This is a genomic window from Streptomyces sp. NPDC050564, from assembly GCF_044457265.1.
Lineage (GTDB): Bacteria > Actinomycetota > Actinomycetes > Streptomycetales > Streptomycetaceae > Streptomyces.
Genome location: NZ_JBITGS010000049.1, coordinates 1 through 23,206, shown reverse-complemented (window position 1 = coordinate 23,206; position 23,206 = coordinate 1). Strand labels below are relative to the sequence as shown.

Annotated in this window: 17 protein-coding genes and 3 pseudogenes; 9 read left to right on the top strand and 11 right to left on the bottom strand. The window is 69.2% G+C overall.

The genetic code is table 11. The annotated features are described in order from the left end of the window. Positions 1–457: 457 nt before the first annotated feature. Both ACIBK0_RS45135 and ACIBK0_RS45130 read right to left on the bottom strand, forming a co-directional pair. The gene (locus ACIBK0_RS45135) at positions 458–949 is read right to left on the bottom strand and encodes a peptidylprolyl isomerase (protein ID WP_399094143.1); all 492 of its coding nucleotides are present in this window, start codon (positions 947–949) and stop codon (positions 458–460) included. 318 nt (positions 950–1,267) lie between these two features. Further along, complete coding sequence (locus ACIBK0_RS45130) at positions 1,268–2,803, bottom strand: carboxylesterase/lipase family protein (protein ID WP_399094140.1); 1,536 nt, start codon at positions 2,801–2,803, stop codon at positions 1,268–1,270. A 441-nt stretch (positions 2,804–3,244) separates the two neighbouring features. Here ACIBK0_RS45130 and ACIBK0_RS45125 point away from each other — a divergent pair, with 441 nt between their 5' ends. Beyond that, the gene (locus tag ACIBK0_RS45125; RefSeq protein WP_399094137.1) at positions 3,245–3,601 is read left to right on the top strand and encodes a hypothetical protein; all 357 of its coding nucleotides are present in this window, start codon (positions 3,245–3,247) and stop codon (positions 3,599–3,601) included. 52 nt (positions 3,602–3,653) lie between these two features. Here ACIBK0_RS45125 and ACIBK0_RS45120 read toward each other — a convergent pair. Continuing rightward, positions 3,654–4,385 (bottom strand): annotated as a pseudogene (locus ACIBK0_RS45120) (SMP-30/gluconolactonase/LRE family protein); the annotation flags it as partial. Positions 4,386–4,394: 9 nt separating this feature from the next. Between ACIBK0_RS45120 and ACIBK0_RS45115 the strand changes: the two are divergent. Further along, a complete protein-coding gene (locus ACIBK0_RS45115; protein WP_399094134.1) occupies positions 4,395–4,811 on the top strand; it encodes an Lrp/AsnC family transcriptional regulator in 417 nt (138 codons plus the stop codon). 248 nt (positions 4,812–5,059) lie between these two features. Then, positions 5,060–5,663 (top strand): annotated as a pseudogene (locus ACIBK0_RS45110) (aldo/keto reductase); the annotation flags it as partial. A 306-nt stretch (positions 5,664–5,969) separates the two neighbouring features. On the opposite strand, the gene ACIBK0_RS45105 reads toward ACIBK0_RS45110, so the two are convergent. Then, positions 5,970–6,851, bottom strand: coding sequence for a sigma-70 family RNA polymerase sigma factor (locus ACIBK0_RS45105; RefSeq protein ID WP_399094131.1), 882 nt, complete (start codon positions 6,849–6,851; stop codon positions 5,970–5,972). Between the two features lie 80 nt (positions 6,852–6,931). On the opposite strand from ACIBK0_RS45105, the gene ACIBK0_RS45100 reads away from it, so the two are divergent. From ACIBK0_RS45100 to ACIBK0_RS45085, 4 genes are all read left to right on the top strand, one after another. Continuing rightward, entirely contained in the window at positions 6,932–7,267 is a 336-nt protein-coding gene (locus ACIBK0_RS45100) for a hypothetical protein (protein ID WP_399094128.1), read from the top strand. Between the two features lie 75 nt (positions 7,268–7,342). Further along, complete coding sequence (locus tag ACIBK0_RS45095) at positions 7,343–8,494, top strand: hypothetical protein (protein ID WP_399094125.1); 1,152 nt, start codon at positions 7,343–7,345, stop codon at positions 8,492–8,494. Beyond that, the gene (locus tag ACIBK0_RS45090; protein WP_399094122.1) at positions 8,487–11,285 is read left to right on the top strand and encodes a CHAT domain-containing protein; all 2,799 of its coding nucleotides are present in this window, start codon (positions 8,487–8,489) and stop codon (positions 11,283–11,285) included. Before ACIBK0_RS45095 ends, ACIBK0_RS45090 begins: the two co-directional genes overlap by 8 nt. Then, the gene (locus ACIBK0_RS45085; RefSeq protein WP_399094119.1) at positions 11,282–11,788 is read left to right on the top strand and encodes a hypothetical protein; all 507 of its coding nucleotides are present in this window, start codon (positions 11,282–11,284) and stop codon (positions 11,786–11,788) included. Before ACIBK0_RS45090 ends, ACIBK0_RS45085 begins: the two co-directional genes overlap by 4 nt. Positions 11,789–11,909: 121 nt before the next feature. Here the strand turns inward: ACIBK0_RS45085 and ACIBK0_RS45080 are convergent, their stop codons facing one another. The 3 genes from ACIBK0_RS45080 to ACIBK0_RS45070 form a co-directional block, all read right to left on the bottom strand. Then, a complete protein-coding gene (locus tag ACIBK0_RS45080; RefSeq protein ID WP_399094116.1) occupies positions 11,910–12,287 on the bottom strand; it encodes a hypothetical protein in 378 nt (125 codons plus the stop codon). Positions 12,288–12,491: 204 nt separating this feature from the next. Then, positions 12,492–14,639, bottom strand: a complete 2,148-nt coding sequence (gene helR, locus ACIBK0_RS45075) for an RNA polymerase recycling motor ATPase HelR (RefSeq protein WP_399094113.1) — start codon at positions 14,637–14,639, stop codon at positions 12,492–12,494. Positions 14,640–15,275: 636 nt separating this feature from the next. Then, positions 15,276–16,223: a zinc-binding alcohol dehydrogenase family protein gene (locus tag ACIBK0_RS45070; protein WP_399094110.1), complete on the bottom strand. Its 948-nt coding sequence runs from the start codon at positions 16,221–16,223 to the stop codon at positions 15,276–15,278. A gap of 104 nt (positions 16,224–16,327) precedes the next feature. Here ACIBK0_RS45070 and ACIBK0_RS45065 point away from each other — a divergent pair, with 104 nt between their 5' ends. Continuing rightward, positions 16,328–16,789, top strand: a complete 462-nt coding sequence (locus tag ACIBK0_RS45065) for a MarR family winged helix-turn-helix transcriptional regulator (protein WP_399094106.1) — start codon at positions 16,328–16,330, stop codon at positions 16,787–16,789. 769 nt (positions 16,790–17,558) lie between these two features. Here the strand turns inward: ACIBK0_RS45065 and ACIBK0_RS45060 are convergent. After that, positions 17,559–18,107, bottom strand: a complete 549-nt coding sequence (locus ACIBK0_RS45060; protein WP_399094103.1) for a YciI family protein — start codon at positions 18,105–18,107, stop codon at positions 17,559–17,561. 254 nt (positions 18,108–18,361) lie between these two features. Between ACIBK0_RS45060 and ACIBK0_RS45055 the strand changes: the two are divergent. Then, a pseudogene (locus ACIBK0_RS45055) lies at positions 18,362–18,820 on the top strand (alpha/beta hydrolase); the annotation flags it as partial. A gap of 363 nt (positions 18,821–19,183) precedes the next feature. On the opposite strand, the gene ACIBK0_RS45050 reads toward ACIBK0_RS45055, so the two are convergent. The 3 genes from ACIBK0_RS45050 to ACIBK0_RS45040 are packed head-to-tail and all read right to left on the bottom strand — an operon-like array spanning position 19,184 to position 23,101. Then, entirely contained in the window at positions 19,184–20,617 is a 1,434-nt protein-coding gene (locus ACIBK0_RS45050; RefSeq protein WP_399094100.1) for a glucose-6-phosphate dehydrogenase, read from the bottom strand. After that, positions 20,614–22,443 (bottom strand): glycoside hydrolase family 15 protein, encoded by a 1,830-nt coding sequence (locus ACIBK0_RS45045; RefSeq protein ID WP_399094097.1) that lies wholly within the window; start codon positions 22,441–22,443, stop codon positions 20,614–20,616. Before ACIBK0_RS45045 ends, ACIBK0_RS45050 begins: the two co-directional genes overlap by 4 nt. A 49-nt stretch (positions 22,444–22,492) precedes the next feature. Next, entirely contained in the window at positions 22,493–23,101 is a 609-nt protein-coding gene (locus ACIBK0_RS45040; protein WP_399094095.1) for a zinc-binding dehydrogenase, read from the bottom strand. Between the last annotated feature and the right edge of the window lie 105 nt (positions 23,102–23,206).

Genomic DNA, 23,206 nt, shown 5'->3' with positions numbered 1-23,206 from the left:
AGGAAACAGGCCATGGGACATCGGTACTCGCCGCCAACGGTGCCTGCTGTGGCCGCGAAAGTGCCTGCTCTGGTCGTGACGTTGTGCCGCCAGGGCGGCACAACGCAGCATCCAGCTCCTCGCCGCGCGGACCGCCTGCCTGCGCCCCTCCTTACCGGCAGCAGACAAGCGCGGTAGGGAGGGGGCAGGCTCTCAAAGGGCGGGCCGGGATCAGCGCCCGTGACCAAGACTCGGGCCGGGCAGCCCACGTAAGAAACATGGCAACGTGGCCGCGGACAGGCAGCGACCCTGCCTCGACTCCCCGGCTGCTCGCGGCGCCGAGGCGTCCGGCACATCACTTCGCAGGAGACCGAGGGGCGGCCTGTCCGCCTGCGCACAGGCTCAAGCGGACACGCCTTCCACCTTCGGTAAAGAGCTGTTCGAGTCGGCCCACCGGCTCAAACAGCAGTCAGACTGCTCAGACAGTGCCGCAGTCGGAGATGACGATCTTCTTGGCGGTAGCGCCGGAACGGCTGCCGAGCGCCTCGATCGACTTCACTACGTCCATGCCTTCGACGACCTCGCCGAAGACGACGTGCTTTCCGTCCAGCCAGTCGGTGACGATCGTGGTGATGAAGAACTGCGAGCCGTTGGTGTTCGGGCCCGCGTTGGCCATGGACAGCAGGCCCGGCTTGGTGTGCTTGAGCTTGAAGTTCTCGTCGGCGAACTTCTCGCCGTAGATGCTCTTGCCGCCCGTGCCGTTCTGGTTGGTGAAGTCGCCGCCCTGGAGCATGAAGTCCGGGATGACGCGGTGGAACGGCGAGCCCTTGTAACCGAAGCCGTGCGCGCCGGTGGCCAGCTCACGGAAGTTCTGCGCGGTCTTCGGGACCACGTCGTCGTAGAGCTTGAACTCGATACGGCCGATCGGCTCGCCGTCGGCGGTCACCTCAAAAAAGACGTTCTGGCTCATTGCTCCGCTCCTCTGGACTCGAATGGTTGCCCCCCGAGCATAGGAGGCCGAGCCGCTGGGTGCGTGACCCGGGGCGATCATGCGTCGTCCGGTTCGGGACGCTGAAGCGATGAGATGTCGGCGCACCGCGTCGAGGAGAGCCCGCCGGCCCTTCGGGAGCCATGAGCCCAGTGTCCCGCCCGCGGGGGGAGCGCACCGTTACCGGGCGCCTTCTCCGGGCGCTCCGCGGTCCTCAGCCACGCGCTGCATGTCGGCCACGACCAGGTCGAGTTCTTGTCGCCGTCGGCCCGCACAGCTCTCGATCCGGGCCGGTTGACGCTACTGGCCGAACAGCGGCAGTGCGGGAAAGGTGTGGTCCTGCCAGATCAGGCGGGAGGTCTCCTCCGGGTAGGCGGTGACAGTCGGCTCCGTGTCGAAGAGCTGCACACGGCGATGCTCGGTGTCGTACGCGGGCCAACCGGGGTCGCCGTGGGTGGCGAACGCCGTCCATGCGGTGCGCATGCGGGTGGACAGCGCCTCTGCCTCGGGGCAGGGGCCTTCGCCGATCAGCGCGGCAGGCTGGCCGCGGTCCAGGTTGCCGAAGACGAGTGGCACATCGAGGCCATGGCACGCGCCGAGGGCACCGTCCATGCCTGGGGCCGGCCAGGTCAGCTCGTAGACGTGGGCACGGCCGCCGGCGGCGGTCTGGGCCTGGGCGAGGTGGAGGCTCGGCATGCGGAACAGCCAGTCGGAGTGGACCAGTTCGTACAGTTGCTCCGGGCCCGCGGCCGGAAAGCCGTCGGCGTAACGGCGTGCGCCGTCCCGGCCGGGGCCGAAGACGTGCAGGGCGGTCGCCGCCTGCTCCTGTGTCACCTGGCCGAGCATGCCGTCGAGCGCGGTGAGCAGCCGTTGTTCGTCGCGGGTGTGGCCGACTAGGAGCTCGATGTCCCGGCCGGCGCCATCGGCCAGGGCTTGCCATGGGGTGGCCGCCAGAGTCTCACAGTCGACCACCGGTGAGAACGGGATCGACCGGTGAGCGACTTGACCCCAGCGTTCTGCCCACTGGGTCATCTTGGCACCGACCGCGTCACCGGCGGCGGACAACCGGGTCGGGGCCACCGTGGACAGGTCGGCCACCGTGGGCCTCAGTCCCAGCTCGGCGGCGCAGGCGGTGGCGATGTCTGCGGCGAGCTCCGGCGAGAAGAACGTGCCCGGCACACTCTGCGCGACGGCCCGGCCGAAGAGCCCGGCCGCACGCTCCATGGCCAGCAGCGCGGCCACCGACCCGGCGCCCGCCGACTGGCCGAAGACCGTGACGCGGTCCGGGTCGCCGCCGAAGGCCCGGATGTTGTCACGCACCCACTCCAAAGCGGCGACCTGGTCAAGCAGACCCCGGTTGGCGGGCGCCCCCTCGATCTGCCCGAAACCCTCAAGTCCCACTCGGTAGTTGAACGTCACCACGACGACACCGTTACGCGCCAGGCGGCCGCCGTCGTACTCGGGAAGACCGGACGTGCCGATGGTGTAGGCGCCGCCCTGGATCCACACCATCACCGGCAGTCCTGCGCCCGGGCCCGGCTCGGGCGACCAGACGTTGACCGTCAGCCAGTCGTCGCCCACCGCATCCTGCGAGAGCGTGTCCATGCCGAAATGGCCGCCCTGAGGAGGCGGCGGTCCGTACGACACCGCCGCCCGCACCCCGTCCCAACGCCGTACGGGACTGGGCGCGGCGAAACGCAGCGGGCCGACCGGCGGATCGGCGAACGGGATGCCGCGGAAGACCGCCACACCCGCCTCCCGGCTGCCGCGCAGCGCACCGGCTGTCGCGCGGACTTCGGGTTGGGACCCGGACGGCTCGGACGCGACACCGGTCATCACAGTTGCCTCTCTGGGCAGGTGGAGCGGGACCACAGGGCTTCGAGTCAGCCCGGACACTCCGGATGATCCCGTTTCGTCGGGATGCGCGCCAGCTATTTACGAACCTCTCGACGCCGGCCGGGGCCCAACCACCGTACTGAGGCGTGGCGTTGTCAGCGGTGGCTGGCAGGGATCACCGTCATGACGCACACAAAGGACGACTGGCGGACCTTTCTGGTGCACTGGGGCCAGGAGTAGGCGGACGCGCAGGACCCCGACGAAGCAGCGGGCGAGCGCGACGCGGAGGCTCTGCGTCCACGTTGGCAGGAACCAACTGCCGCCCTCCTCCCCGACGTTGCTCGGGGCGGAGAGCAGGCCTTCGAGCCACAGCCGGGCGGGAGCTTCGACGAGAAGCGGTTGGTTTGCCCGGGCATCGCCTCTTCCCGGGGCACCCGGGCGGTGACGGTGTGGAGCGAGCCGGGCGACGCACACCGCCCCGGTGTCTTCCATCTGTCCGCCGCGGAGAATGGCGAGGAGCGGTACGCGTTCACCGTCCGGGGGACCCCGGTCAGCAGACGCGGGCCCGTGCCGGGCGCGCTGGACCCGGAGCGTCTCTTCCCGCGGGAGGAACCGCACGACGAGCGGCTGGGTGAGCGCCGCGCCCTGGAAGCCCTCGTGGCCGAGTTCGGCGTCCGGCTGCCGCGTTTCGCCCTCGCCCGCGGACGTCTGCACGCCTTCCGCACTCGGTCCTGGGGCCGGCCTCCGGGCCCGGGTGAGGCCTACGTGACTCTGCGCATGTATCTGCAGCGGTCATAGAGTCCATGTCGCACCACACTGCAGCGGTCGCCGCGCGCCATCGTGGACACCGTCACACCCCAAATGCCGTCACACCCCGAACACTTCTCGACTCCCGCATGGCTGGCGTCCAGAGGCGCGGCGCCCCGGTCACCGACATCACCAGCGAGTACAGGGAGGTGGTGGCCGTGATGAACAGGCGATTGTTCTTCGGGCCGCCGAAGGCGATGTTGGAGACGGGCTCGGGCACGCGCAGCCGGCCGATGAGGGTGCCATCGCGGTCGTAGCAGTGGACGCCGTCGTCCAGGGCGGCGGCCCACAGGCGGCCCTCGTCGTCGAATCGGATGTTGTCGAAGTGGACGTCGCCCCGGCCCTCGGCGAAGACCTTCCCGTCGGAGAGCGTGCCGTCCTCGCGGATCTCGAACATGTGGATTCGGGCGGTCCGTGAGTCGGAGACGTACAGCCGCTTCTCGTCGGGGGACAGGATGACACCATTGGGTCCCGCGAACCCGTCGGCGGCGAGGTGCACGTCCCCCGTCGCGGGGTCGATCCGGTACACGTTGCACGCGCCGATCTCGGAGTCGGCGCGATGGCCCTCGTAGTCGCTGGTGATGCCGAAGTCCGGGTCGGAGAACCAGATCGTGCCGTCGGAGCGCACGACGGAGTCGTTCGGGCTGTTGAGCCGCTTACCCGCGTACTGGTCGGCCAGGACGGTCACGGTCCCGTCGGGCTCGGTGCGGGTGACGCGGCGATTGCCCTGCTCGCAGGTGACGAGGCGGCCCTGCCGGTCGAGGGTGTTGCTATTGACCGTCAATTGATCGCGCTGCTCCAGCGGGACGCCACCCGGTCGTACGCCGCACTGGGCAAGGCGGTCGGCCTGTCGGCGGGCGCCGCGCACGAGCGCGTGCGAAAGCTGCGTGAGCAGGGGGTCATCCGGGCCACCACGGTCGACGTCGACCCCGCGGCGCTCGACCGCGGGGTCCTCGCCTTCGTGCTGGTCGACTCGACGGCGTGGATGGGCGACCGGGCCGAGGACTTCGCCGCCGTGCCGGAGATCCAGGAGGCGCACGTCATCGCGGGCAGTGCGTCCGTCCTGGTGAAGGTGCGCACCGCGACCACCGAGCGGCTCCAGGACGTGTTGCGCCGGCTCTACGCGATCGACGGGGTCAGCGGGACGCAGGCAACGGTGGTTCTGGAGACCTTCTTCGAACGGCCGCTGGACGCCGGTTAGTTCAGGCCGCGTCTTTCGGATCGGTGCCACCCGCAGGGGCGGCATCTGCTCGACGCCGGTGGGCCCTCGCGGCCCGGGGGGATCCGAAGGACACGGCCCAGCCCCACCGTGGGCAGGCCGCCGCCGAACAGAACGCCCGGCTGGGACGCAGCCGCTGAAGAAGTCACCCCGGCTACCGGGCTCTTGGTGGGACACTCCAAGAACGGCTGGCGTGATGAGGGCGGTTGAATGGTCAGGTGCGTGACTACATGGTCGAACTGGTACGGGAAGGCAAGGTCAAGCACCTCGGCCTGAGCGAGGTCACCGGCGCCGAACTGCGCGAGGCGCACGCCTTGCACCCGATCACCGCCCTGCAGACGGAGTGGTCGCTCTTCAGCCGGGACGTCGAGCACAGCGCGGTGGGCGCGGCGGCCGAGTTCGGGGTTGCCTTCGTGCCGTACTCGCCGCTCGGCAGGGGCTCTCTGACCGGTGCTTTCGCCGACGCGAGCAAAGACCTCTCCAGCAGCGACTTCCGGCAGTTGCTGCCGCTTCACCGGCGACAACGCCAAGGCGAACGCCGCGCTCCTGGCGCCCCTGCACAAGATCGCAGCCGACCATGGCGTCACCACGGCGCGGATCGCCCTGGCCTGGGTGCAGCAGCGGGCCCAAGTGCACGGTCTGACCGTGGTGCCGATCCCGGGGACCCGCAAGCGTAGCCGCCTCCTCGAGAACGCCGCGGCCACCCGGATCACGCTGAGCGCCGAAGAGTTGGCGCTGGTGGAGCCGATCGCCGGCCAGGTAGCGGGCGACCGCTACTCGGACATGTCACTCACCTCCGCAGCCCGGGAGTCCTGGGGTCTGCCGTCAAAGTGATCCTGGACGGTGGATCACAGCCGGGTGATACGTCGCCATGAACTGTCGGATGTGGAGTGGAAATTACCTCAGTCTGTTGCACCTCCGCCGAGACGAGGTGCTTCGCGAACTTGGGCCCGAGATCGGTGCCGTAGGGAGTGAACCGAGCCTCATGACGATCTCCATCGTTGTTGGTGAGGTTCCACCTACTTCGACGAGAAGGTCTTCCCATACGTAACATCGCGCCCGGTCGACAACGGCCCATGGGCGGTGGGGACAGCGAGCGCCGGGCGACCCGGCCCGCTTGCGGCGCAGGCAGCGCGAGGTCTAGTCGGGACGCGCCGGGAGGCTCATCGATGCGAGGCGTTCCGGGTCGCTCACGGACAGGACCTCGACGATCCGACCATCGACCACGGTGCACGCCATCACGCCCAGCAGCTTGCCGTTCGCGCCCCACACCACGATCCCGGACTCGCCATTGACCAGGGCGGGGCGCGCGGTCACCGCGGCACGAGCCCCGCGCTGGGCCCTGCCGGCCACCTCGGCCGCCCCCAGCCTGACGACCACGCCTCGCGCGGTGTAGGAGCGCCACGTCACGTCCGGGTCGAGCACCCGCAGCAGCCCTTCGAAGTCTCCGCTGCGCGCTGCGGCGAGAAACGCGTCGACCACAGCGCGCTGCTGCCGCCGTTCATCGGTGGGACGATGCGTGCCCTGTACCTTCCTGCGGGTCCGGCTGGCGAGCATCTTGGTGGCGTCCGTGGTCCTGCCGATGATCTGACCGATTTCCTCGAACGGCACCGCGAACATGTCGTGCAGGACGAACGCCAGCCGCTCGGTGGGGCGGAGGGTATCGAGCACCACCAGCAGCGCCAGCCCGACCGACTCGGAGAGCAGCGAGTCTTCCTCGGGTGCGCCGCCGCCGTCCTCGGTCACGATGAACTCGGGCAGCCGGTCTTCGTACGACACCTCGGGCCGGGCCTTGCGCGAGCGCAGCACGTCGATGCAGACCCGGCCGACCACGGTGGTGAGCCAGCCGGCGAGGTTGTCGATCGCGCCCGCATCCTGGCGCGCCAACCGCAGCCATGCCTCCTGCACCGCGTCCTCGGCGTCCGCCCGCGATCCGAGCATTCGGTAGGCCACCGCTACGAGGCGCCCGCGCTGCTGCTCGAAGGCTCCCGCCAGGGCTTCATCGGGACCTGGTCCGGTCATGTTGTCACCTTCCTCGAGCGAATTCCGTCATGGGTGTGACGGGCCCGGAAGGGCCGAGGTAACCGATCAACGAGCACCTGATGGAAGCACGCAGGACGAACACGATCAAGGTTCTCCCTGACGCGATGAACGAGATCCGCACGGCCTGCGGCTCCATGTCGACTCCGAGCTCGGCAACGGTGACCTGGTGGCGGTCGCAGGCACTGCCGGCCAGCCGGGCAGATCGGCTGACGCGTGGCGCTGCTCCGCCTCGCGAACGTCGCGCCAGGACGGGCGCGGAAGGCGGCTCCGCCACGTGGATCTGCCCGCGAGCTCGTCGTCTGCTCGGCATGAACAACGGTGCGCCCCCGGTGGTCACCGTCTTCAGCATCGTCCCCGATTCCGCCGTCGCCGACATTCACACCGGCGTACGCTGATCCAGTGGGCACTGGCCGGTGTTGCAGCGTCGCCAAGTGAGACGCAGTCCAGTACTGGCTTACGGGGGAGGGCTCGTGCGCGCTGGACTCAACTGGTCGCTGCTGCTCGACGGGGTGAAACTGCCCGGGGATCCGATCGCGGTGCTGCAGAGCGATCGTTCCGAGGCGGAACGGGCGGGTGCGCTGCGGCAGTTGGCCGACGCGGCCGCGTCGGACCGTCCGTCGGCTCTGAACCAGTACGCGGCCGGACTGCTTGCCATCGGGCGTCGGGACGAGGCCGAGCGGGTCTGGCAGTCCCTGGCCCGGCGTCAGCCGGATTCGGTCTACGCGCAGGTGAATCTGGCGACCTGCCATCTGATGGCCGGACGGATCGAGGAGTGCGCCCGCGTCCTTGAGGCGTGCCGGGCTCGGACCGAACCCGGCACGTCCGTGCGGCAGCTCGTCGAAGGGCGGATGGCCGAACTGGAGGACGCCCAGCAGGACACGGCCAGACACGTACGGATGCTGGAGCTGCGGGTCGCCGCCATCCGAGAGAGGGCCGAGCGCGGCCTCGCGGACGCGGGCGATCTCAAGGAACTGGCGCGGGCGCTGGGCTCCCTGACGGGTGTGCCCGGTAGCGGGGTGACCGGCCGAGATGTTCTCGACGCGGCACGCCGGCTGCGCCTCATGGCGCCCGGCGACCCGGAGTCACTGGAGATCCTCGCCTTCGGGCTGCTCGTCGGCGATGGACTCAACCCGGAACTGAGCAACGTACTCATGGAGTTGGAGAAAGTGGCACCTCACTCACAGGTGCTGACCACGGTCCGGCAGAGCCGCACGGACCCCGCGTTTCGACAGCGGTCAGAAGCGCGGGTGCAACGGATGCGTGAGGTCGCCCGGCGGGCGTTCGCCGGTGACCGTGACGCCGAGGCCGAGCTACGCCTGGCCATTCAGGAGTCTCCTGCCAACCATCAGTACCGCATCGATCTGTTCCACGCCGTCTACAACCGCGGTGACCACGCTGAGGCTCGCAGGACGGCCGACGAGCTCGCTGCGATGCCGACGGCAGACCACGTCGTTCACTTCCATGTGGCCCAGTTCTACTGGATATTGGGCGCGCCAGAGCTCAGCAGGCACCACTTCAGACGCGCCTATGAGACCGCCGCCGACGAAACGGACCGTGAAGACGTGCGCCTCGCGGTACGCACTGTCGGCGCCGGCCCCATGGAGGAGCTCGGCCTTGACTGACAGCCATGCGTCCGAGCACGACGGGGGCGATACGGAACACGACCTGGCCCAGGCGCTGTTGTCCACGAGCTCGCCCCGGCAGGCGGAAGCTCTACTGGCCAGGGCGGCTGGGCAGTTCGACCCCGATGCCCTGTTGCGTGAGCTGGACGGACTGCGCGCCCGATTGACGGCCGAGGGCCGCCCCGCAGAGGCGGCCCTCGCGGACTTGCACCGCGGGACGGTCGACGGCCTGCGGTCCTATTTGACGTACGTCTCCGAGACGTACGGGCGCAGGCCAGGCCAGAGTGGCGGAGGCCGGCCGATGGGCTACCGGGACCCGGTCGATGACCGCCGCGACCTGTTGGAACGGAAGGCGACGGAACTCAACGATCGCGGCGCACTGAGCGCCGCGCTCGCCGTGCTGCGCCAGGCCGACAAGGTGCCGCCGTCCAGCCCGGAGGCCGTGCCGAGGAGCGCGGGCGTGCGGATGCATGTGGCCGCCCGCCTGCGGTCGGCGGGGCGGGCCCGGGAGGCGCTGGCGCTGCTCGACACGGTTCCCTTCGGCCCGGAGACCGGCGGCGCGCTGGCGGGTGACGCACTGACAGAGCAACTGCGCACCCGGTTCCAGAGGCTGCGTGGCCTGCTGTGTGACGACAACGGCGCCTACGAGCAGGCCCGGGTCTCCTTCGGGCAGGCGATCGAGGCGGCCGTGGCTTGCGGTGACCTCGAGGCCCGGTACCAGGCGCAGACCGGTCTCGCCGCCTCGTACCTGAAGGCCGGCCTCACGCGGGAAGGCGTGCGCGAATCCCGCCGCACACTGTCCTTCGCGGAGGCCAACGGGGGCCGGCTGGTCGGCGCTCTGAACAACCTCGGCGGTGCCTACCGGGAAGCGGGCGAGACGAAGGCCGCCCGCAGCTGCTACGAGCGGGCGCTGCGCCTGCTCGAAGAGGAGGGCAGCGAGGGATTGAGCATGGTGTACGCCCTGCTCGGCGTCGGGGACCTGGCCTGGGACCAGGGCAACGAGAAGGAGGCCGGCGAGGCGTACTTCCAGGCGTTGCGGAGGTCTATGAGTCCCCTGGCGGATGTCATGGAGGAGGGCATGTCCCTCGTGGTGTCCCAGGCCGAGCACATGGGTGCGGAGGGGGATCTGCTGCTGACCACGGCGGACGTTTTCCGGCACACCTCCCCCGACGTCTTCGCTACCTGGAGGTCGCGGTTGACGTTCGGGCTGGCGCACGCGAACCGGCACGAGCAGGCCGGACGGCGAGGGGACGCGGTCACGGAGCTGCGTGAGTTGCATGAGCAGGACTGGCTGCAGCCACCGGACGTGCAGATGCGGGCACTCGTGACCGTGCGGCTGGCCCGCGCCCTGATGCGCTGGAACGAGCACGCTCCTGCCCGCCAGGAGGCCTTCGATGTGCTGTGGGAAACCCGTGGGCGACTGGCACGGACGCCGGCGGAGAACGGGAGCGCTCAAGACCGGCCCGCCCTCGTGACCCTGCACCACGGCGTCTACGAGCTGCTGCTCGAGCTGCTCCTCGACCACGGGGACGAACTGCGCCTGCCCGGCGCCGAGTCCGCGCTGGAGCTGGCCTTCGACCTGCACGAGGAATACAAGACGTGGACCGGCGGCACCGGCCGTGAGTCATCCCTCCCGGTCGGGTTCCGCGCGCTGCGCGGGTATCTGCAGAGCCACCCGGATGCCGCCGACTGCGCCTTCCTGTCGTACTTCTGCGGCGATGACGGCCTGACGGCCTTCGCGTACGTCCCAGAGACGGACCGGCTCACCGCCGTGCGGACGTCACTGACCGAGAAGACACTGCGACAGGCCGCCGAGCGGCTGCGCCGCACCTTCGACGGCGACCCGGAGGTCTTCCCTCCCCAAGCACCGCTGCCCGTGAGACGGCCCTGGCGGCGCAGCCTCGCCTTCTTCGAGGAGCTGGCGGACGGTCTGCTCGCCGCATTGCCGCACGTGGCCGGTCGCGAGCTGCTGTGCGTCGCCGCCGACGGGCCGCTGCACGACCTGCCGCTGCACGCGCTGCCCCTGCCCGGCGACGGTCGCCCATTCGCCGAGCAACACGCCCTGGTCCAGGTCGGCACTGCCACGGCACTGCTGCGCCTGGCCGCTCTGCCCACCGCGCACGGCAGCACCGCGGTGTACGTCGCCGGGGTCGCGGCGCGTGAGGACGCCGAGCCCGGACGGCTTGAGCAGGATGCGGAGTTCGTCGCGGCCTGCGGCCGGCCGGTCGTCGGCGACACCGGAGTCCGGGCGACACCCGACGTGGTGGCGGAGGGGCTGCGCACCGCGTCGTTCGGACATCTGGCTGGGCACGGCTGGTTCGACCCCGTCGAGCCGATGGACTCGGGGGTCTTCCTGGCGCACAGCGGGCGGCGGCCGCCGCGGCACCCGTACACCGCCGATGTACAGACCAGACTGGATCATCTGTTGACGGCCCGCAGACTGGCGCGCGACGGACTGCGGCTCGATCTGCTGACGCTGCGGGCGTGCTCGACCGCGCGCCGCGACGTGCACAGCACGGGCTATCTGGGAGGCATCGTCCAGGCGCTGCTGCATTCCGGGGTGCGCAGTGTCGTGGCCACACTGTGGGATGTCGACGACACGAGTTCACGCCGGCTCTTCGCGGACTTCTACCGCCATCTGCTGGATGAAGGCCTGGGCACGCCGGGACAGCCTTGGCGCGCGCTGTGGCAAGCACAGCGCGCCATGCTGCGGGAGCCGGACGGGCACTGGGAGACCCACCCCTATCACTGGGCCGCACTGGCCCTGTTCGGTGTTTGGAGGCACGCATGACCGCGACACAGTTCGCCGGACTCGATGAGAGCTCGCTCATCCTGGCCTTGCAGGAGGTGACGGAGGAGCTCACCACTGGGTCGGAGCCTGAAGCGCTGCCCATGGACAGTGACGAGGCCTGGGCGCTGCTGGCCGCCGTGCTGCAGGCCGGCGGGCACAGTGGCACGGAGGCGGGGGAGCTGGACGAGGCCGGTCAGTACGCGGCCGCCCGCAGGGTCCTCGCCGCCCTCGCGGAGGACCCCGCGACAGCCGATGCGACCCGTGCCGTGGTGGCGGAGCCGCCGTCCGACACCCGGCTGGGCGCCGAACTGGCCGTGCCGGCCGTGGCCGTACTGGCCGGGGTGGTGGCGTGGCTGCAGACGAAGGTGGACGTGCGGATCAAACGCAAGGACGGGAAGACGGAGTTCGAGTTCCGGGTGGTGAAGGAGGCGGCGTCCGCCGGGGTGCTCAAGGAGTTGGCGGCGGCGGTATTGCGGTTGTGGAACGGGCCGCCTCAGCCGTGACGTTCTGCTCACCCACGGCAGGGACACGGCGTGGTCACCCGCGCTGCTCGAGAGTCCGGGTCGGCTCGCGGTCGGCTTCCCGGGCCGCTTGCAGATCGGGCCGGCATGTCCTGTTCCGTGGTCAGCCCACGTTGCGCTGCTCGAGACGGGTGACCGTGCGCGGGAGCTCCTCGACATCATGTGGGCGCACCCAGCCCGACTCCCGCCACGCCTGCTCGCCCAGTCGGCTCGAGAGGTGCTTCTCCAGCTTCTGGCTACACACGGCGAGCCCGGCGTCACGGGGCTGGGCATGGGCGAGGTGAGCTCGGAGAGGGGCTCGGCTCACGGAGCTGGACTCGCAGGTGCTGCCCAGGTCCGGCCGTCCGGAGCTCTGGTTGGCGAGCGTCCTGCCCCCGATCGCGGCGACCGCGTGGGTGACATCGGCGCCGGCGATCGGCTCCAGCCGGGTCGGAAGGTGGCCCTGGTCGGCAATCGCGCTGAGCCGCAGAAAGCAGGTCACACCGCGCCGTATTCGCCGGCATCGCTGTGAATGACAGAGACCCCGCAGGATTGTTTTCCGGCGGGGCTTTCGAGGATCTGACGAGTCGGTCGATCCCGCACTCGACCGCGTGCCGACCTTGCAGTCCTCACGGTCGATGGAGGTGGCTCCTTCGGCGGCCGTCCTCAGGATCGTCTTGCGGTGATCACGTCGTCTTGGTCGACTTCAGGAGCGCGTGAGGATGACGAGTTGCTGGGTTGCTCGGGTCATCGCGACATAGCGGTCGACCGCCCCTTCGACGCCCTTGCCGAACGCATCCGGGTCGATGAGGACGACCAGGTCGAACTCGAGCCCCTTCGACAGCTCCGGGGTCAGCGACCGGACGCGGGACGTCGCCCGGAACGTGGGATCGCCGATGACGCAGCCGATCCCGTCGGCATGTGAGGTGAGCCAGGTGTCCAGGATCGAGTCCAGATCCGAAGCGGATCCGTATACAACAGGGATGTCGCTGCTGCGGATGGAGGTCGGCACGTTGGCGTCGGGGAGCACGGCTCGGATGACCGGCTCGGCTTCCGCCATGACCTCTTCGGGCGTCCGGTAGTTGATGCTCAGGGAGGCCACGTTGATCCGGTCGAGCCCGATCCGTTCGAGCCGTTCCTGCCACGACTCTGTGAACCCGTGCCTGGCTTGGGCGCGGTCTCCGACAATGGTGAAGCTTCGGGACGGGCAGCGGAGCAGCAGCATCTGCCACTCCGCGTCGGTCAGTTCCTGTGCCTCGTCCACGACGATGTGCGCGAACGGGCCGGCGAGCAGGTCCGGTTCGGTGCTGGGCAGTGCGGTCTCGTCGATCAGGCTGTCCTGCAGGTCCTGTCCACGCAGCATCGTCACCGCACCTTCACCGTCGGTATCGGCTGCGAGCACGTTGTCGATGACGCCGGCCATGCGCTCGCGTTCGGCGGCGACAGATGCATCGTGCCGGCGCTTGCGCAGTGCCGCCTCCGGGTCGCCGAGTCGCTGCCGTGCCGCGTCCAGGATGGGCAGGTCGGACACCGTCCAGGCCTGGGCGTCCGCACGTTGCAGTTTCCGCACGTCATCGGGGCTGAGCCAGGGAGCGCACATCCGCAAGTAGGCGGGTACCGACCACAGGTCTCCGACGAGGTCAGCCGCTTCGAGCAGCGGCCACGCGCGATGAAGCGTCCCGATCAGCTCCTTGTCGTGCTGCAGCGATTCCCGGAACTGGTCGGGCGCAACGTCGCCGTCGTGCTTGTCCATCAGGATCCTGAGCAACTCCTCCCAGATCTGCTCGTGCGCTTCGTTGTGCGGAGTACTTGGTCCTGGTGCTTCGAACGCCTCGGCCCAATCGTCGGCGCTCAGCCAGATGTCGGACCAGGGGGTTGTGACCGTCATCCCCTGGGCGGGCGGCTCTTCGTAGAACCTGACGGCCGTCTCGATTGCTTTCACCATGTGCGCGGACGACTTCAGGAGGGCCACGTCCGGGTCGGTCTCGGCCGCTGCTGCGGCTCCCTCGGCGACGAGGTCCCTCAGGGTGCAGGTCTGCACGCCCTCTTCTCCGAGGCTGGGGAGAACGTCGGCGACGTAGGCCAGGTAGGGCTGGTGCGGGCCGACGAACAGTACGCCGCCCCGACGGTGACCGAGGCGGGGGTCGGAGTAGAGGAGGTAGGCGGAGCGGTGGAGGGCGACGACGGTCTTCCCCGTACCCGGGCCGCCGTCGACGACGAGAGCGCCGCGGGATCCCGCCCGGATGATGGCGTCCTGGTCGGCTTGGATGGTGGCGAGCACATCGCGCATCCGGGGCGACCTGTTGCTGCCCAGGCTGGCGATGAAGGCGGACTGGTCGTCGAGCGCGGCGTGCCGTTCAAGTCCGTCAGTGGTGAACACTTCGTCCCAGTAGTCGCTGATCCGGCCGCGGGTCCAGCGATACCTGCGGCGGCTTGCCAGACCCATCGGGTTGGCGTGGGTCGCCGCGAAGAACGGCTCGGCCGCGGGCGAGCGCCAGTCGCGCAGCAGCCGGCGCCCCGCGCTGTCGGTGAGGCCAAGTCGTCCGACGTACATGGGCTCGGGGTTGTCTTCGCTGACGATGTGTCCGAGGCACAGGTCCAGACCGAAGCGACGCAAGGCGCGCAGGCGGCCGGTCAGCCGGTGGACCTCCATGTCCCGGTCCATCGCCTGCCGGCCAATGCCGCCGGGCGCCTTGAGCGCGGCATCGAGGCGGTCGGACAGTTCGGCGATCGTCTCCTCGAGGCTCTCCGCGATGGCCGCGAAGTGCTGTTCGTCGCCGGCGATCAGCATCGGCTCGGCTTTGGGGGAGAGGCGGTCGGGCAGGTCGAACGCGCTGGTGGCCAGAGGGTTCATGTCACCAGCTCCGATCCGGGGTCACGTCCGCGAAGTGCGGCGGCGCGCACACCCGCGCCGTGGCGCCGAGTGCCCGCAACCGCAGCGCAAGTCCCACCACCGGCTCGACGCCACCGCACGACCCATAAACCGACAACAACACAGGCACTTAGTGGATCTCCTATTTCCGCAGGTTCTGGCCTCGGCCTGCGATTTTGCGGCAAGACCCGGGCCTTGCCGCAAGCCCCCCAGTGCGCTATAAGTTGAGAGTGGCAAGGAGCGAGTGACCTCCTTGCCTTTGTCTTTTGTCGCCCGTTGTGGACGGACAAGCCCTTCTTGAGGCGGCGACGCGCCACGTCCGGTGGTTGCGGCGGTCCAGGAGGATCTCTCTCTACTCGACGTGGATCCGCGTCGCAGCCTGTGCGGCCACGTTCGTCATTGCCTTGCTGCGAGCACTCGACTTCGTATCCCGCTGGCGCTGGGGATCTCAGCATGCGAGCCTGATACACCAGCCTCGTCGATCGAGTCGACCGCTTGGCTGTCCTGCCTGTCGACCAACGCGCCCAGGCCCCGGCTCAGTTGTACGACGAACTCGCCAAGATCCGAGCCCAAGAACGCGCAATCGGCCGCCTCGTGGTCGGCGCTTTGTGCGTGTTGTCAGGTGACGCGGAGGATGCTCTTGCCATGGGTGGTGCCCTCGGCGAGGTGCTGCACGGCGGTGGCCAGGTCTGCCAGGCCGTACTCTGCGGTGATGCCCACGCGCACCTGGCCGTCGGCGACGAGGCCGAGTGCGCAGCGGACACTGTCGGCGAGCCGCTCCGGGTGGGTCTGGCTGAGCAGGTTGCTGTTGTAGGTCACGAGCGATTTGCCGTGCATGAGCAGGTCGTTGGTGTCGGCAAGGACAGGTTCGTAACTGCTGAGGTTGCCGTATGCCACCAGTCGGCCGTGCTCTGCCAACTGCTCGAGGCTGGTGTGACGGGTCGAGCCTCCGACCGGGTCGAGGATCACGTCGAACTTCTCGTCGCCGAGCTTGGTCGGGAATTCTTCGCGCAGCAGGAGCTGGTCATAGCCGAACTGGGCGGCGTACCGCGCCCTGAGGCCATTGCCGACCACGCCGACGATCCGGCCGGCCCCGGCCAGCTGGGCGAACTGGGCGGCGAGCGTGCCCACTCCGCCGGCGGCTGCGTGGATCAGCACGCTCTCGCGAGGCCGCACATGCGCCGCGTTGTTGATCAGGTCGTAGGCGGTCGGTGCGCCCCACCCGAGACCTGCGGCCGTCCGCAGCGGCATGTCGCCGATTCCCAACGTGAGCACGGCAGGCGCCAGGACCACCTCGGCGTAGGTGCCTGCCGTGGTCAGTGCGGTGACGGGCTCACCGACACGGCTTGCGTCGATGCCCTCGCCGACCGCGGTGACGTGGCCGGATGCCTCGAAGCCGGGGACGAAGGGACGCTGCACGGGGAAGTGGCCGTCCCGGACCATGGTGTCGCCCCACTGGATCCCGGCGTAGGCGACGCGGATCGCCACCTGGCCGGGGCCAGGGGTGGGTTCATCGAGTTCGGCGAGCCGGTAGCGGTCATCGGCGTCGAGAAGGACAGCCTTCATGGTTACAGCCCCCTGCGTTGACTCAGTATCCTTACAGTCGAGGACTGTAGGTATATAAGGTTCCTGAGTCAATCCATGAACCTGTCAATGGAGCGGAGTACACGGTGGAAGCCCCGATCGAAGATGACCTCTGCACCCGGATCAGGCGGTCGGAGCAGGCGCTGATGGCGCACCACGAGGCAGTGCTGCGCGGCTACGGGCTGACCATGACTCAGTACACCGTCCTCTTGATCCTCGCGCGCGAAGGCGGTATGTCCGGCGCCCAACTGGCCCGCTCCTGCGGGGTGACGCAGCAGAGCATGAGCAGCGTGCTGGCCAATATGGAGACCAAGGAACTCATCCGCCGCGAGACGTCCCCGGTGCACGCCAAGGTGCAGATCGCCACCCTCACCGATGAGGGCCAGGCGCTGCTGGACCACGCCTACCAGGAGGTGATCATTCTTGAGCGCGCGCTCACCGACGCGTTCACGCCCTCCGAACACGCCGCACTCTGCGAACTCCTGGAACGCGCCACCACCGTCCTGATCCAGCAGACGCGCCGCGCGACAGCCCCGCCCGCCACCTGAGCCCGCGGCCCCCACATGCGCGGGACCCCCACAACTGCGTACCCGTTCTGGAAGATTCGGTCACCCCGCCTGCGCTGCTTGCCTGCTCTGCCGTGCCCGTGGTGCCGACCGCCGCCGAGTGCCACCGTCTGAAGAAAATGGCCTAGGGGCACAAGACCCCGCATCAGGCCCGGCAGCGGGCAGCCATGCGGCCCGGGGGCGCTCCCATGCCCGGACAGCCGCGCAGACGCGGATGCGCGTGGACACGGGGCGCACCTGGCGGGACCGCTTCGCCGCCGACGGCCTGCCCGCCCCTCCGACCGCAGGCGCGCGGGCGGGCCGCTCTCATTCACCCCGCTGCAGGTTCCCGAGGTTAGGCGCCGGCTGGTCAGTTACCTGCGGAGAGTGGGACACCGCTCGCGCCGGTCGTGTGCGGGGCTTGCCCGCGAGGTGGTCCCCCGGGCCATCGCACCGGCCAAATCGGCCTCCACGGCACGCCGTTGGCTGCCGATCGACGCGATCAAGCGCTGGCAGCACCGGCCCTGGTTCTTCATCCGCGACCCGGACTTCCCGGCCACGGCCGTCCGTGTGCTGGACCTTTACGTCCGTGTCTTCGACGGCGAACTCCTGGGGCGAGGACGAGGAGGTCATCTCCAGCGACGAGAAGACCTCCATTCAGGCCCGCTGCTGCTTCCATCGGACCGGTTCACCAACCAGGAGGCGCGGACCGGAGGATGGACCATGACCGCGTCCGGAAACGCCTCGGGTGGGAGGCCGGCGACGCCTCGGCTCATGACCGCCCGCCGAACTGCCAGTCGTGGACCTCGATGTCGGCATACCGGTCCGACGTCAGGACGGCGCGTGCCGTGGCCGGGTCCGGGGCCCGGAGCAGTACGGCCGTACCCAGCCAGGTGGTGCCGTCGTCGGACAGCAGCGGTCCGTACGCGATCAGCTCGTCCCGGTCGGGCGGCACGAGGAGGTCGGCGGCCTGCCCCGAGCCGAAGCCGAGCACCAAGTACCGGTTGCCACCGGTCCGGCCACCAGGGAAATCCCACATCGTGCGCCCCAGCACGTTGCGCCACCGGCGCAGCAGCACGTCCCGGTAGGCGCCGGCCTGGTAGTTGGGCTCGTTGAAGGCGAACGCCCGGGCGGCAGCGGGATCTGGCAGGTCGACGATGTGCACGCTGCCGGTGGGCGCATCGCCGTCGTCGGCGAAGGTCGGGCCGCGAGCGATCATCTCCGCCGCGTACTGGTCCATGTAGGACCAGTGCTCCTCCAGCAGTTTGTTGCGCAACGTGACGGAGCCGGGCCGATCGCGGTGGTAGCAGAAGAACTCCATGCCCACAGACCCTCCCCAATTCACGGCAGCATCTCAACAGGCTTTGGTAACGATGACTGCACGCTCCCAACGCGGCAGCGATCCGTCAGGCGGCGTAGCCGTCACGGGAGCGGGGGGACAACCAACCAGCGCGCTCAGTCACAGTGATGCGGGTCCCGGGACACGGACGTTTGATCGTTGTCACTCCCGGTTGGCGGCCACCAGGTTCGACCAAAGTCCGAGTGGCTGAGGTGTGAGGCGTCGGGGGTGGCGGTGTGACGACGGAAACCGATCTGGAGCTCAGCGGTGGTCGCAGGCTGCATGTCTACGACACCGGCGCGGACAACTCCGACGGCCACCTCGTGATCTTTTGGCACCACGGCACGCCGAACATCGGCGCGCCGCCCGAGCCCCTCTTCCCGGCCGCCGCCCGGCTCGGCATCCGCTGGGTGTCGTACGACCGGCCGAGGTACGGCGGATCCACTCCCCACCCCGGCCGGACCACAGCGTCGGCCGCTGGTGATGTAGCCGCCATCGCCGCGGCGCGGGGCATCGACCGGTTCGCGGGAATGACAGACTCGACGGTGGCGTCCCTGCGTGCTGCCGCCCAGGGGCGCGCGGCGAAGGAGCACTACGAGGCGAGTGCCGAGTACGACCCGGAAATGTTCACTGCGGCCGACCACGCTGCGCTCTCTCAAGAGTGGTCCTGGTTCGGCGACGTCGTCGGGCCGGCCCGGACGGGCTGATGCGATGCCGCGCGCAAGATGTCCCGGTAGCCCCGCCGCAGCGTGGGGCAGGGCACCACGCCTCCGGTGCCCGCCACGTCACGCTCGTGCAGTCGGCGGCCGACGGCCTCCAGCCAGGACTCGCGGTCGACGTCATCGAGCGGGCCGCCAGAAGGCATGTGGTGATGTCGGCAGGCGAATGAAAAGTCCGTCTCGGCGAAAGGGATGTCCAGCCGTTGGGCCAGTACCCGGGCCCCCGTGGTCTTGCCCGCCCCGGACACGCCTATCACCACAACACACAGTGGGCGATGCCCGGCACCCCTGGCATCGGGGTGCTCTCCTTCCATGGCTGACATCTTCCGGGTCATCACATCAGGCGTCGCCTGGCAGCACCGTTTCCTCGTAGAGCAGGTCGTCTCGCCGCACCGGGCCGGGACCGTACGGTTGCCGACCGGGCGGTCCGTCCGAGCCTGCCGGGTAGTCCTGCAACGGAACGAGATTCCTCTCCCACGCCGAGATGACGGGTTCGAGCACGCGCCATGCTTCCTCAGCCTCGTCGCCGCGGATCGACAAGGCAGGGTCCCCGTTGAGGACGTCCAGCAGTAACCTGCCGTAGGCGGGCAGGTCGGGCGGTTCCATCCCGGCGGTGAGCTCGAGTCGGGTGAGGTGGCCGGTCCGGGAGCCCGTGCCCATCAGATCAAGGGTCAGGCCCTCCGGTTCGAGTCCGAAGCGCAGCACATTGGGCAGGACTTCCCCGCTGTGCCCGAAGGGCAGGTGGGGAACGGATCGGAAACGTACCGCGACCTCCTTGCGGTCCACCCCGAGTGACTTGCCGCTGCGGAGCCGGAACGTCGTTCCCGCCCAGCGCCAGCTGTCCAGCTCCAGTTCCACCTCGGCGAAGGTCTCGGTGCGGCGCCGCGGGTCCACGCCCTCCTCGTCGGCGTAGGACGGGACGTCGTGATCGCCGCTCCGGCCGGACGAGTAGCGGGCGCGGCGCGTACGGTGCACCACGTCGTAGTCGGTGAGCAGGCGTACGGATCGCAGCACGTCGACCTTCCGGTCGCGCAGATCCCGCTCCCCCAGTGTGATGGGCGGTTCCATGGCAACGAGGCAGAGCACTTGCAGCAGATGGTTCTGCACCATGTCCTTGAGCGCACCCACGTGGTCGTAGTAGCCGGCCCTGCCCTCCAGCCCGAGGGTCTCGTCCCAGACGATCTCCACCTCGGCGATGTGAGTGCTGTTCCACAGAGGTTCGAGCACGCGGTTGGCCAGGCGGCTGCCGAGCACGTTCTGGACGGTCGTCATGGCCAGGAAGTGGTCGACACGGAACACCGCTTGCTCCGGCACCAGATCGGCGAGCAGCCGGTTCAGCTCCCGTGCGCTGTCCAGGTCTTCGCCGAATGGTTTTTCCAGCACGATCCGGCTGCCTGGTGGCAGGCCCGCCTGGTGCAGTGCGTCGACCACGCGGGGGAAGAGTGAGGGGGGCAGCGCAAGGTAGACGGCGATGGGTTCGTCACCGGCGACGGCCGCTCTGACGTCGGTGGCGTCGGTGACGTCGGCCCTTTGGTAGCGGGCCGAGGCCGCGATCGCCTGTTGGGCGTCGGCCGGGCAGGATCCGCCGTGTCGGCCAAGTTGAAAGGTGATCCACTCCTGGTACTGCGCGGTGCTCCAGTCCTCCCGGCTTGCGCCGGTCATCCGGAACCGGTCGCCGAGGTGTCCGGCCGCCTGCAGGGCGGCCAGGGCCGGCAGGAGGTAGCGCGCGCTGAGGTCGCCCGTCGCGCCGAAAAGGACGAGTCGGTTGATCATCGTTGCGTCCCCGCCTTCGTCCGGTCGAGGTTCACACCGCTGGCGATGATGCCGATGTGGCTGAACGCCTGAGGGAAGTTGCCCATGAACTCTCCGGTGGCTGGGTGAATCTGCTCCGACAGCAGTCCAAGCGGGCTGGCCCGCGCGCACAGTGAGGCGTAAAGCTCCGCAGCCTCCTCTCTCCGGCCCTGCCCGATCAGGTTGTCGACCAGCCAGAAACTGCACAGCACGAAGGCGCCCTCGTCTCCGGTCAGACCGTCGGGGGACTCGTGGTGCAGGTAGCGGTAGAGGAGCCCGTCACCGGCCGCCAGGCGCTTGGTGATGGCCGCCGTGGTCGCTACCATCCGCGGATGATCGGCGGGGACAACCTCGCGCAGGGGCAACGCGAGCAGGCTCGCGTCCACGATGCCGCCGCCGTTCAGGTGGACGCTCAGGGTCTGCGCATCCTCGTCCCAGGACTGTTCCAGGATCCGTCGGCGCAACTGGCCGGAGGTGGCGCGCCATTGGCCGATGCGCCCGGGCAGGCCATGCCGCTCGCTGATCCGCACCGCCCGGTCCACGGCAACTTGGCACAGCCCGGCCGAGTAGGTGAAGGCGTTCCCCTCGTTGCGTACCTCCCAGATCCCCTGGTCCGGCTGCCGCCAGGCCTGCCCTGCCGTGTCCGCGAGACTGGCGAGGGCGGCCCACAGCGCGGGCTGGATCTCGCCACCGGACAGCAGCCACTGGTCGGCGCAGTCCAAGATTTCGCCGTACACGTCGTGCTGGCGTTGATCGGCTGCACCGTTTCCCCAGCGCACCGGAGACGAGCGCCGGTACCCTTCCAGCTCGCCGTCCTCCATCTCGTCGGGCACGGTCTGGCCCTGCAGGGTGTACATGATGCGCGGCTTCCGGCTTTGCTCGAAGGCGTCGAGGACCCAGCCGAGAAAGGAGTCGGCCTCGCCGTGGAAGCCGATGCGGCGCAGGGCGAACACGGCGAATGACGCGTCACGAATCCATGCATAGCGGTAGTCCCAGTTGCGGACGCCGCCGATCGGCGCGGGCAAGGAAGACGTGGGGGCGGCGACCAGTGAGCCATTGGCCCAGTCGTCGCACATTTTCAGGGTGAGCGCGGAGCGCCTGACCAGGGGTTCCTCGGGGCCTCCGTAGTCGAAGTGCCGCATCCAGCGGTGCCAAGCGTCAACGGTTCCCTTCAGCATGGCGTCCGTGTCGAACCGGTGGTGGCGGTGGAAGCGTCCCCAGGACAGCACCAGGTCCAGGCGGTCTCCCTGGCGCATGTCGTAAGTGTTGCGCAGGCCGTTCAGGGGATGGCTGGACCGCAGGTGGAGCCGCACGTCGGGCTGCCGGTACGGTCGCACCTCCAAGCCGCTGAACAGCGTGCGTGCCTGTCCGCCGCCGCGGGGTTCCAGATCCGCTCTCAGCCGGACGTCGCCGGACAGGACGACCGCCGACCGCACCAGTTCCCCCCGCCCTGCCGGTGCGTCGTCGGTGAGATCGGCGCCGGAGCGCAGCACCAGCGCATCGGTGACGCGCACCACGCCGGTGGGGGTGCGCAGTTCGGTGGTGAGTACGCCGGTGTCGGGTTCATACCGCTGCCGGGCCTCCACCAGGTCCTCCGGCGCCACGGTGAAATGCCCGCCACGTTGGTGGTCCAGCAGAGCGCAGAACAGGGGTTCCGAGTCGAAGCGGGGGAGGCACATCCACGAAATGGAGCCGTCCAGGCCGACGAGGGCCGCGGTGGTGCCGTCCCCGATGAGGCCGAGGTCCTCGAGCGGAAGGTAGCCCTCCCGCCTGCGGACCGGCCGGAACGGCGGATCGGGGTCATACATGCGGCATCGCCTTCCTGGCGCCAAACCTGCTACCCGACGCTCACGCCCCTCACGCCTGGAAGGTGATCAGCACCTTCACGACGTCCTCGAGTTTCTTGTCCGACACCTCGAAGGCTCGCTCCATCTCATCGAAGGAGAACCCATGGGTCGTCATATGTGTCGGATCGACGCGCTCCTTCTCCAGCACCCGCAGGAGCCGCTCCATCCGCAGTCGCCCGCCAGGACAGAGACCGGTCGCGATCGTCTTGTCGGCCATGCCGACGCCCCATTCGACGCGCGGGATGCTCACGAATTCTCCCTCGCCGAAATAGCCGATGTTGGAGATCGTTCCGCCGGGCTTTGTCACCTTGACCGCGATCTGGAACGTCGCGTCGGCACCGAGCGCCTCGACTGCGGTGTCCACCCCCTGGCCGTCGGTCAGCTCGAGGATCCGCTGGACCACGTCCTCCTTGGTGAAATCCACGATCTCGTCTGCGCCATAGGTCCGCGCGAGTGCCTGCCGGCTGGGGACCGACTCGACCCCGATGATGAGCCCGGCGCCGCTGAGTCTGGCGCCCGCTGTCGCCATCAACCCGACCGGACCTTGCGCGAGGACGGCCACGGTCCCACCCATCGGGATGTCGCCTTTCTCCGCGCCCATGAAGCCGGTCGACAGCATGTCAGCGCAGTACTGATCTCTTCGGGTTGTTGTCGGGGGTGGTGACGTGTGGTGATCCCTGCGGTAGGTCGGTGGTATGCGGTACGCGCAGGGTGGTGGACTGAC